We start from the raw sequence: 1,739 nt of genomic DNA on the forward strand, positions 1-1,739 counted from the left end.
CGCCGGTCGGCGGCTCGCGCCCTGCGCAGCCCCGCGTCGAGCGCTTCGACGAACTCCCTTCCCACGAGCGAGGCCAGGGCCAGATCCGCGCTTCTCACGGGCCGGTGGGCGAGGGACGGCGGGAGGTTGGTGTCATCCATGCTTTCAGGGAAGCAAGTCCCGTGCTCAGCCGCTCCATTCGGCGGTCATCGCTCCGCGTGCCGGGCCACGAACGGTTCATGACCGGTCAGTGCCCGGCCCCGGCGCACCGGCGGACGCCCGGAACCGGCCGCGTACACCGTCCCTTCGGGCGCTCCCTGTCTGCCGACGAAGCGCGCGAGCAGGTCTCCGCGCCGTTCCGGCAGCCGGTCGAGTGTCAGAGTGCCGGTGTGGCGCTGCCCGCTGCCCCAGAAGGGCCGGCGTTCCAGCAGCTCCGGCCGGGCGGAGGCGACCACGAACAGCGGTGCGGGCCGGGCCGTGGCGACCAGTCTCTCGATGCAGTCGAGCACCGAGTCCTCGGACCGGTGAATGTCGTCGAAGCAGAGGACCAGAGGCCGCTCGTGCGCCGAGAGTCTCACCAACTCGGTCCAGCTCTCGTGGACTTCCTCATGGCTCGCGCCCTTCGCGGCCGGGCCCATCAGCGGAAGCAGGCTGTGCAGCAGACGTTCGGCGGCCGGCCCGTGCCCGGCCAGTCTGCGTACGGCTTCGGCGAAGCGGCTGTCCGCGCCCGCGCCGGGCGGCAGTCCGCAGCAGGCGGCGAGGATGTCACGGGCCAGCCGGGGCCCGTTGTCGGCGCTTTCCGCCGCGTCCACCCGGACGACGCGCACCTGTGCGGACCGCAGCGAGACCCGGCGTTCGAACTCCTCCAGGAACCAGGTCTTGCCGACGCCCTGTTCGCCGAGGATCGTCACCAGATGCGGTGCCTCACGGCTGCGGGAGCGGTCCAGCAGATTGGAGACGATGGCGAGTTCGTGCTCGCGGTCGGCCGACTCCTCCTGCGCGCCGGGCGGTATGTCGTAGCTCTCGGCCCGTGTGCGCTGCCGTGGCACCTGGGTGTCCGCCTCCAGATGCACCACCGGGCGGTGCCGCACCCGTACCTCGGTGACGCGTGCCGCGTCACCGCTGACGTAGACCTCGCCGGGCGGTACGGCGGTCAGCAAGGTCTGGGCGTCGTCGAGCAGCCGGCCGACCACCGTGACGGGCGCGGCCGGGTCGTGCGGATCGTGCCGGACGAGCGCGGAGCCCGCGATCACGACGGCGTGGAATGTGGGTCCGGGCATCCGGTTGAGCCGGTCGCGTACGGCGAGGGCCGCCGCCACCGCGTCCAGCGACGCCGTCGGCCGGTCCTCCCGCAGCCCGAACAGGGCGACGGACACATAGCCGAGCGAGCCGACGACCGTACCGCCGAACTCCTCGACGCCCTCCGAGAACGCGCTGACCGCGTCGTGCAGCGACAGGGCGATCCGGTCGGCGCCGAGCGCGGCGGCCTCGCCGGTGAAGCCGGTGCGCACCAGCACCACGCTGACCTGTCGCCGTTCGGCCACCGGTCCTCCCGTGGTTCCGCGCACATCGGATCTGTCCGACGCACGTCCGTCCGGCTCGTGCCTGCCCGCCTCGGGTCTGCTCTCGTCGGATCTGCCGACGGCGGCCGACGGAGTGACCGGCCGCTGCTCCTGTCCCGGCCGCTGCTCCGGTCTCGGCTGCCACTCCTGCCGCAGCCGTTGCTCCTGTGCCGACCGGGGGCACTGGCCGTCCCTCCG

At 73.0% G+C, this 1,739-nt stretch carries 1 protein-coding gene; it reads right to left on the minus strand.

Going from position 1 to position 1,739, the window contains the following annotated elements; translation table 11 throughout:
- Positions 1-185: 185 nt before the first annotated feature.
- A partial coding sequence (locus GA0115259_RS37180) for an AAA family ATPase (protein ID WP_218104258.1) occupies positions 186-1,739 on the minus strand: 1,554 nt, incomplete at its 5' end.

Origin of the sequence: Streptomyces sp. MnatMP-M17, assembly GCF_900091995.1 — a bacterium.
Lineage (GTDB): Bacteria > Actinomycetota > Actinomycetes > Streptomycetales > Streptomycetaceae > Streptomyces.